The sequence below is a fragment of the Sulfurimonas sp. genome, from assembly GCF_023228785.1.
GTDB lineage: Bacteria > Campylobacterota > Campylobacteria > Campylobacterales > Sulfurimonadaceae > Sulfurimonas.
In genome coordinates this window covers 1-7,519 of sequence record NZ_JALOAN010000060.1, presented here as the reverse complement: position 1 = coordinate 7,519, position 7,519 = coordinate 1, and the positions used below count along the sequence as shown (strand labels likewise).

General features: G+C 46.0%; 11 protein-coding genes. 1 reads left to right on the top strand and 10 read right to left on the bottom strand.

Going from position 1 to position 7,519, the window contains the following annotated elements:
* The 6 genes from M0Q24_RS11070 to M0Q24_RS11050 all read right to left on the bottom strand — a co-directional run.
* Positions 1-2,137: right-handed parallel beta-helix repeat-containing protein (locus M0Q24_RS11070; protein WP_295050643.1), on the bottom strand; the 2,137-nt coding region annotated here is incomplete at its 3' end.
* Positions 2,138-2,590: 453 nt separating this feature from the next.
* The gene (locus tag M0Q24_RS11065; protein ID WP_295050641.1) at positions 2,591-2,875 is read right to left on the bottom strand and encodes a hypothetical protein; all 285 of its coding nucleotides are present in this window, start codon (positions 2,873-2,875) and stop codon (positions 2,591-2,593) included.
* The gene (locus M0Q24_RS11060; protein WP_295050640.1) at positions 2,872-3,156 is read right to left on the bottom strand and encodes a hypothetical protein; all 285 of its coding nucleotides are present in this window, start codon (positions 3,154-3,156) and stop codon (positions 2,872-2,874) included. Before M0Q24_RS11060 ends, M0Q24_RS11065 begins: the two co-directional genes overlap by 4 nt.
* A 423-nt stretch (positions 3,157-3,579) precedes the next feature.
* Complete coding sequence (locus M0Q24_RS11680) at positions 3,580-3,975, bottom strand: transposase (RefSeq protein ID WP_366934195.1); 396 nt, start codon at positions 3,973-3,975, stop codon at positions 3,580-3,582.
* 49 nt (positions 3,976-4,024) lie between these two features.
* Positions 4,025-4,219 (bottom strand): hypothetical protein, encoded by a 195-nt coding sequence (locus M0Q24_RS11055; RefSeq protein ID WP_295050638.1) that lies wholly within the window; start codon positions 4,217-4,219, stop codon positions 4,025-4,027.
* Positions 4,200-4,526: a hypothetical protein gene (locus M0Q24_RS11050; protein ID WP_295050636.1), complete on the bottom strand. Its 327-nt coding sequence runs from the start codon at positions 4,524-4,526 to the stop codon at positions 4,200-4,202. Before M0Q24_RS11050 ends, M0Q24_RS11055 begins: the two co-directional genes overlap by 20 nt.
* A gap of 136 nt (positions 4,527-4,662) precedes the next feature.
* On the opposite strand from M0Q24_RS11050, the gene M0Q24_RS11045 reads away from it, so the two are divergent.
* Positions 4,663-5,142: a hypothetical protein gene (locus M0Q24_RS11045; RefSeq protein WP_295050634.1), complete on the top strand. Its 480-nt coding sequence runs from the start codon at positions 4,663-4,665 to the stop codon at positions 5,140-5,142.
* A gap of 88 nt (positions 5,143-5,230) precedes the next feature.
* Here the strand turns inward: M0Q24_RS11045 and M0Q24_RS11040 are convergent, their stop codons facing one another.
* The 4 genes from M0Q24_RS11040 to M0Q24_RS11025 form a co-directional block, all read right to left on the bottom strand.
* Positions 5,231-5,536, bottom strand: a complete 306-nt coding sequence (locus M0Q24_RS11040; protein ID WP_295050632.1) for a hypothetical protein — start codon at positions 5,534-5,536, stop codon at positions 5,231-5,233.
* A 12-nt stretch (positions 5,537-5,548) separates the two neighbouring features.
* The gene (locus M0Q24_RS11035) at positions 5,549-5,854 is read right to left on the bottom strand and encodes a hypothetical protein (RefSeq protein WP_295050630.1); all 306 of its coding nucleotides are present in this window, start codon (positions 5,852-5,854) and stop codon (positions 5,549-5,551) included.
* A gap of 482 nt (positions 5,855-6,336) precedes the next feature.
* Complete coding sequence (locus M0Q24_RS11030; RefSeq protein WP_295050628.1) at positions 6,337-6,843, bottom strand: hypothetical protein; 507 nt, start codon at positions 6,841-6,843, stop codon at positions 6,337-6,339.
* Positions 6,844-6,863: 20 nt separating this feature from the next.
* On the bottom strand, positions 6,864-7,445 hold the full coding sequence (locus tag M0Q24_RS11025; RefSeq protein ID WP_295050626.1) for a hypothetical protein: 582 nt from the start codon (positions 7,443-7,445) through the stop codon (positions 6,864-6,866).
* Positions 7,446-7,519 lie beyond the last annotated feature (74 nt).

Sequence of the window (7,519 nt, the reverse complement as noted above, 5' to 3'; positions counted from 1 at the left end):
ATAACGGTTCGTCAGGTTCGTATAAGCACGGCAGCGAATTCGTGACATTTTCGTCCATGTCCATGACGATAAATTTAATCTCAAGCGGTCGATTTCCAAAATTTGTCAGATCACAATACTTTTCTATGTTACTGCCTGCCGAATAGACTTGTCCGATATATTGGCCATTGATATAGGCATACACAAATGCCGTATCGGTACTTGGTTGACTGGCGGTAAGGGCAATCCATCCTTCATCGGGATTACCGCCAATTACCGGAACAAGATCGGGGGCGTCTGGAGCGGCACGCCATGACCGGGATAGAACGGCGAAATCTTCCAAATCCACAAATCCGCTATGGTCCAGATCACCGCCAAATTGCAGCAGATCGGCAAGATCGTTAGGGTCAGTGACAAAATTGGGGTCAACGTAGTTAGGGCTATTGGGGTCCGCCGGGTCGTAACAAAGCCAGTAATCCGCAATGGCCAGTATGTCATCAACCCCGGAGGTGCGAATAAAATTCCAATCCATATAGTGATAGCCTAAATCCAACATTCCTGAATCTGGTCTACCCTCTAAGTCCGTAGACATACCGACAAGGGACGTTTGTGCGATAGAGACCAGTCCGGCATCAATAAAATTACAGTCCGGGACAAACCGGTGCCAAAGCCGAGGGTCGTCGCCAAATTCGGGTTGATAAGGATAAATAGCAGAGTGGACAGGATTAAACTCCATGAAATCATAATTTTTGTCATATTCGTTCATGTGATAGCCGTTACTAAGTGACATGTAATGAAAGCAACCATTCAGGTATAATCCGCAACCATAATTTTCGGTCATTACATTGTTGGCCAGTACTACATACGGCATAGGACCGTTGGGGTCGTCCATGCCGTGAAATATAATACCGTAAGTCCACCCATAATCGCAGGTATTATGTTCAATATTGAGAATCCGTTCCGGAACATCATTCGGGTCCAGTGTTGCTACAATTTCGATTGCCGATTTTTCATGGACGTAAAACAGGTTATTGCGTACATCGGTCAAGGCGGGTCCAACTTCGTAAACGCCGTACATATTCCCAAAGAACGTATTGTTTTCGATGGGTTTGTCCAGTGTAATGCCGTCGAGAATGACCCCGGCTTGTGCCCCTTCGACAAACGAATATGAAACACTGGTTGCGGGGGAGGCGGTGCTTTCGATAATCATCGGGCTAATATATTGGTACCGGAATATGCGGTACCATTCCCACCAGTTGCCGATACCGATATAGGTATCTTCTTCGACTTCATAATCAACAGCTAACAGCGGCGAATAAATGATTGGCTTGTCAGGGGTTCCTTCTGAAATCAACGTGCCGCCATTGTTAACCAACATCCCGCAATTAAAATCAAACAAGACGGTGGTGCCGGGTTCTATAACCAATAGGGCTTGAACATAGATTTGAGCGGCGACGATATAAACACAGTTCGGTTCCCAAACCTGATTGGTGGTAATGTCTGAATAAATGACAACTGCTGGAAACGGTTCGCCGTATTCCAAATATTCCGGGCCAGTAGACATCTCGGCAAATCGCGTCATCGTAAACAAGGATTGCAAGTCGAGCCAGCATGGGTCCGTGGGCGTTAGAGGATTCCGGCTAATCGAAAACTCCGGCTCGTCGCGTTCGATCAAGGGCGGTAATGTTAGTGTGCCAACACGGATTGATTCGGTTGAGACAGTATGGGCTTCGGTCCAACTGACGGCCATTGATTCTTCGTTATCCAGATAAATGTACACCTTGCCGCTGTTGCAGGTAAATTGCAGATACCCGACCGTCGAGGCTGTGTTTTCATTCCAGTTCAAGCCGAACAATTCAATTGAATTATCCGGGTTGACAGTACAGGTAAACGCGGATTCATCCCACCCGTATTGACCACAGTTGGTTTGGTCCATCATCCCGACAAGCGTTGCATCGCCATTGACACGAATCAGCAGATTCATAAACAGCAGCGGGGCATCACTGTGAAAGTAGACTGTTATCACTTGATTAGGGTCCGGGTCCGGGGCAGGCAGTTCAATATCGGTGGACAGGATGATGGTCCCCGCCAGTGTGACGCAGGACAACAATAGATACGCTACAATAGTTAAAACAAGTTTTTCATTTTTCATATTCATTAGAGTTTCCCTCCAAATCATATCGTCAATAACAATTCATTTCAAACACAAATAATCACAGGATTTCACTTATTTTAGCATAGGCACATTCCTTTCAGTTTTCAGACGGTTTGTAATGATTTATAGACGGGTACGAAATATGTTCAATGCGAGCGTCAACAATCCAAGGTTCTTTAGAACGGGGAATTGTGTCGCCGGGGCGGGGATATTTTAGATTCCGCCCTTGTTCGACAACGCAGACAGACAGGGCAGACAGAACCGCTTTAATCCAAATCAGGTTCGGAATATCCGTTCTGACAATAGACCGACTTGTGCTAAGAACCAGTCCAAGGGCAACCCGGAAAGGATGATGTAACTGATCGAATATCGCACGGGTGTAATAGGTTCCCTCTTTGGCCGCTTCATCCGATACGGTCGTGGGGTCAATAAATTGTAAAACAAATTCAGAGTACGTCATTTTTTCAAACTCCACGTCCATTGTAAATAAGCAAATGTGATGTTCGCACAAGCGTTGAGTAAGTCGATAATCAGAAGTTTCCACCAGTGATATAATACAATACGACGGCGTTTTAGATAACCTTTATGGCGGCGTTGAATATGATCGGGTGCCGAGGGTTTTAGTGAGGGAATTGACGGCAACAGGGTCACTCTATCGTACAGCAGCTTTATCATGGCTGTTACAAAAAACAGCCCCAACGTAATATGTATTCCACAAACAATGATATGCAAATCTTTCACGGGTTCAGCCTCCCGCCGATCACTTTCATATATTGCTCAAATCCATAGGGGGTCAGGATTTCTTTGAATCCACAATTGGTGCAGGCAAATTCCATAATCCCGGATAGAGTAATCCGTCCTTTGGCCGGGGCCTGAATCCCGCAGTTAGGGCAGGCATGTTTACCAATCTGCTGCTGTAATAAAATTTGGTCCTTAACGACGGCCTCGGTTGTTTCCATAATCTCACCACACCATAAGCAGGATAAAAACCATGTTTGGTTTTCGTGGTTATACCCACCCATGAACGGGCCTCGTTTATGACAGGACGAACAAGTATTACTTTTGAACTGAATCATATTGTTTGACCTCTAAAACCCAAAGGTCCGCCCTGCACTCTGCTGAAGGAGGAGGATGGGTCAGGTTATGGGCATAACTGACCAGAGAGGGGCAGAGATACAGGGCGGTCAAACCGGGTTTTCTTTACTTGTCAAAAGACCCTTGCGGGGGTGAAAGGCACTTTAGTAGGGACTAAAGAAAGGTTGCCCCGCAAGGGCAGAAGGAGCAGCGGGAAAAATCCTCCAATATTTCACCTTTTTATATTGTAACCCCTGATATAACAACCATCCGCTACGGTTATCAATAATAAACCGGCTCTCATTTTAAGTAAACAAAAAAGTCTCATAAAAGAAGAAAATTTTTTAGGGGTATGGTGCAATACTGGCGTTTTAGCGTGATTTCGGGGGTTTCAATACCTCATTTATTTGGTTTTTTGAGAGAAAAAACAGTTGTTTTATGGTGTCCTCAAAGGTGCCGGGCCTTACTATTAGGGATAGACCTGCATTCCATTTTCGCCGCATCTGCCATGCTGTTCGGACAGTGACACCCACCAAATCACTCAGTCGTTGACAGGTGGTTTTAGGGTAATTGTATAGAATCCAACAGGCGAAAAACCACTGGCCCAATTGCAGCGGGGATTCAAACAGTGTGCCTTGCTTATCGCTGAATTGTTTGCGGCAGTCCAAACATCGCCGCAAATGTCGCGTGACGATCTGCCCGGTTCGTGTGCTGCTGCAAACAGGACAGACAGGCTTTCCCCCCGGCCAACGCAATTTGCGACACATTGCCGGGCTTGCAAAATACAATGCTGCTTCTGATATGGTTCGTGGTTTTTTAGTCATTGTTAATCACCGATTGAATATTATCTAATACATCTGCTAATACGTCCAAATTATCTTCCATTTTTTCAACGCGGTCAGAGTTGGCAAAACTTTCCGGGATACGGGCAATTGCATCTTGTTCTTCTGTGATAATTTCCGTCAGTTCGTCAAACACTTTTTCCAGTCGGTTACGTCTTTTTTTGTTCATCGGTTTTCCCCCTAATCTTTTTAATTGTCTCTTCTCTTATGGTATTAAATAACGGGGCTTCACAGCCGCCCCAAAACATCGGATAAATCGCGTCTTGCTGATCTTTACGAATCGCGTCAAACAGTCGGCACACCCGGCGTATGCCGTCCGGGTGATCGGCCAAGAAATTACAGGCTTTTTTATCCGGGTTCCAAATCCCGTAAAAACACGGGCGGACTGTGCAGCAGTACCCGCACTGAACGCACACCGGTAAAATTTTTTTTTCATCCACGTTTTTAATATCGTCAGGCATGATAATTTCTTTCAAATCATCCCTTGTTAGGTACTTGCAAAATTATTTCACTTGACTTTATTCTGGATATATGATATAATGTATTTTAACAAAGTAGATAGTTCTTTGAAAAGTGAATAGGTGTGCAGCGGGACAAGAAGGGAGAACTGCTATGTCAGATATTTATGAAGTGTCTTGGCGGTCAAAAGACAAACCGCATCAGGTCGATGAACATCAATACCGGGGCAAGGACAAAGCGTATGCGGTTTACAACAATCTTGTCGAGCAAGGGTATCGCTGTCAAATTGGAAACGTCTCTGTTGTCGGTGGTATCGGTATGAGTTTTATCGAGCAGCAGAACAACTATGATCTGACCCCGGCAGAACGTGGGGACTGTCATATCGAGTTTTATCGTAAGCGGTATCCCGAATTGCGGCAAATCAAAATGGGGACCAAGCAATACGGTAAACTGATTAAACTGATTCCCGACAAACTCAAGAAATGGGAAGCCCGAAAACTGCGAATTTTCGGGTTCCATGCTCAAACAAACCGCAGTTATCACGCGGTAGGTGACGTGGTAATCTTGCCGGAATGGATTCATGTGCGTATTGACAATACCCAAAAAAGCAAAAATGTCCATCTAAAACTTTAGAAAACCTGTCCCAAAGCACACCTATTTACTTTTCAAAGAGCGGCCCTTCCTGCAATTCTTTTAATAATCCTCACTTTTACTCATAGGATTATCCCTGCATTCGTTTCAGTTCGGCTTTCCGGGCCTCGTGATCTTTGAACGAAGCCCGCTGAATTACCTGCAAATTGTACCCCCGCCCCTCCAGTTCGGCCTTCAGGTCGGCATATTCCGCCGGGCTTGCCGGGACTGTCAGCGTATGAATACAGTGTTGAAAATCAGCGGCCCCGTGCTGCCCGACGTGCTGAAAACTTTGACAATGGTACGGGTTCATATCCGCCGGGATCTCCGGGAATAACGCCAGAATATCCCCGCCCTGTTTGTACTTCCTGAAAAGAACTTTTGTGATCGGTTCCATAGTTTACCCCTTTTAAAATTGTTGTAATATGCTTTCAATACTTTCCTTTGCGGATATGCCGCAATAATTGTACTTGCCTGAGAACGGATTGCAATCAAAACCCGCTGCCCTTGCTCTATCCGGGCTGTCAAACCGCATAAATAAATCAATCCCGGCAGACTTGGACTCGGTATTATCCCGGACAGTCAGATTCAATACCCCGGCCCGTGTCTGTTTTTCGTAGTCATACCAAATCGGGCCTTGCTTTTTGATAAATCCGGCCAATTCAGCGGTTGTAATCGCAAACGCTGCCAGTTTTTGCTTTTGTTTTTTGGTCATTTCATATACCCCGCTTTAATCATTACCGCTGCTGTCAAACTATCCTGCATAGTATACAGCCGGATTAAAGCCTCGGTATTCCGGGCCTTGTAAGCAACTGCAATTTGAGCCTCACAAATCCGCTGCCGCTTGCGTAATTGCGGTATGGAATACTTGACTAAATGGGCTGTCCAATCGTTCCGGGCTGTCATCCGCACCTCCGCAAACTATAGGGCATAAAGTACTCAATCTCGCTATGGACAAGAACTAAATGCGTTTCTGTTTTATAGTATTTGTACGGATTGTTGAGATGCAAAGCAAGGGACTGATATAAATCAGGCAGATAAACCCGTACAATCCTATTGACTGTCCGCTTGTCGGCTCGCGTTGCCCCTTGCATCAATTTATCCCACCGGGCCTTCGTAATCCCCGCACACGTTGCCTCCAGAAAAATACAATCTATCTGATCTATGGTTGGCGTTTTCATTTTATCCCCCCCTGTTTTACAGTTTCATAGCCACATGATGAGCAACCGCAAAACTCATATTATGGAACTTGACCCGGTTTTCCTCTTTTTGCAGGCTGTCATAAATCGCAACCATCCGGGAGGCGGTCCATAGATCGCACAACTGACCCCCGGCCTTGTGCTTGTCTATAAAGTTTCCCTCGGCGTCGATTTTCCGGGCCTGTTTGTTTTCCACAATCCACCGGGCAGACACAATCCATCCCCCTTCCGGCTTGCCTGCTGTAGTATGCAGGAATTCCGCCAGAATATCAGCCGGGACACGTTCAACCGTAAACCCGGTTACGTCGTAACGGTTCCGCAAATCGGCCTCGGCTTTGTCAATTTCTGCCCTGTCGGTTCGTTCCGGGACAAACAATGTAAAGTGTGCCCCATCCGGCCCGGATAGTTCCTCGTCAAACAAAAAGCCGTTGCAAAGGTTTCCCACTAATACGGCTTGACAACGTTTCAGCCAGGTTCGCAAATGTTCACGTTCTGTAGTTTCCATCATTCCCTCCGGTTTTAAGGTTATAGTTCAAATATATTCGCATCCGTGATTCTGACAATATCCCGTTTGATCTCAACAGATACCACGTTATCGAGGACGTTTTCCATCAGGGCGACTTTATGCCCGGCCTGCAAACACTTGATAAGGTACTTATCCCGGAAAACCCATAAGACCCCGATGCACGGGATTTTCTGCCCGTTATATGTTCGGGTTCCATATTCGGCACCCACGAGCCCGGCAAACAATATAGCATCATCGGCAAGGGTTAGCATAAAATCGCCCCGCTTCAAAAAGACGATACAATCCGGGTATTTTGCCTTGGCCTTGGTGTGAATTTCGTAGAGATTTGGCGGCTGTTTTTTACAAGCCATAATCCCCGTATAAACCCAATCTGCCCCGATCTTTTCAGCCGTTGCGTATGTTTGACGGCCTTCAGCGTCAAGGCTGTAGGGTTCCCCGATCTGGACGCAATCACGGGACATAAAGACAGGCGGCAGAACACCCACAAAATAATCGACCATTGCCAAATCTATTTTGTCCCCCGGCTGTAAAAACTTGCTTAAATCAATACCGCTGCCTTGCCATTGTGCATAGGTTTTCATAGTTCAATCCTTCCAGTAATAAACTATAGTATCTGTTTGTATATCATCCCGGCTCGTCTGCCTGTCCTTGCTGT

Excerpts from the sequence above, each read along its gene's own strand:
- M0Q24_RS11045 (WP_295050634.1), top strand. The coding sequence starts at position 4,663 with ATGTCAGATATTTATGAAGTGTCTTGGCGGTCAAAAGACAAACCGCAT.
- M0Q24_RS11030 (WP_295050628.1), bottom strand. The coding sequence starts at position 6,843 with ATGGAAACTACAGAACGTGAACATTTGCGAACCTGGCTGAAACGTTGT.
- M0Q24_RS11025 (WP_295050626.1), bottom strand. The coding sequence starts at position 7,445 with ATGAAAACCTATGCACAATGGCAAGGCAGCGGTATTGATTTAAGCAAG.
- M0Q24_RS11035 (WP_295050630.1), bottom strand. The coding sequence starts at position 5,854 with ATGACCAAAAAACAAAAGCAAAAACTGGCAGCGTTTGCGATTACAACC.
- M0Q24_RS11060 (WP_295050640.1), bottom strand. The coding sequence starts at position 3,156 with ATGGGTGGGTATAACCACGAAAACCAAACATGGTTTTTATCCTGCTTA.
- M0Q24_RS11040 (WP_295050632.1), bottom strand. The coding sequence starts at position 5,536 with ATGGAACCGATCACAAAAGTTCTTTTCAGGAAGTACAAACAGGGCGGG.
- M0Q24_RS11680 (WP_366934195.1), bottom strand. The coding sequence starts at position 3,975 with ATGTGTCGCAAATTGCGTTGGCCGGGGGGAAAGCCTGTCTGTCCTGTT.
- M0Q24_RS11055 (WP_295050638.1), bottom strand. The coding sequence starts at position 4,219 with ATGAACAAAAAAAGACGTAACCGACTGGAAAAAGTGTTTGACGAACTG.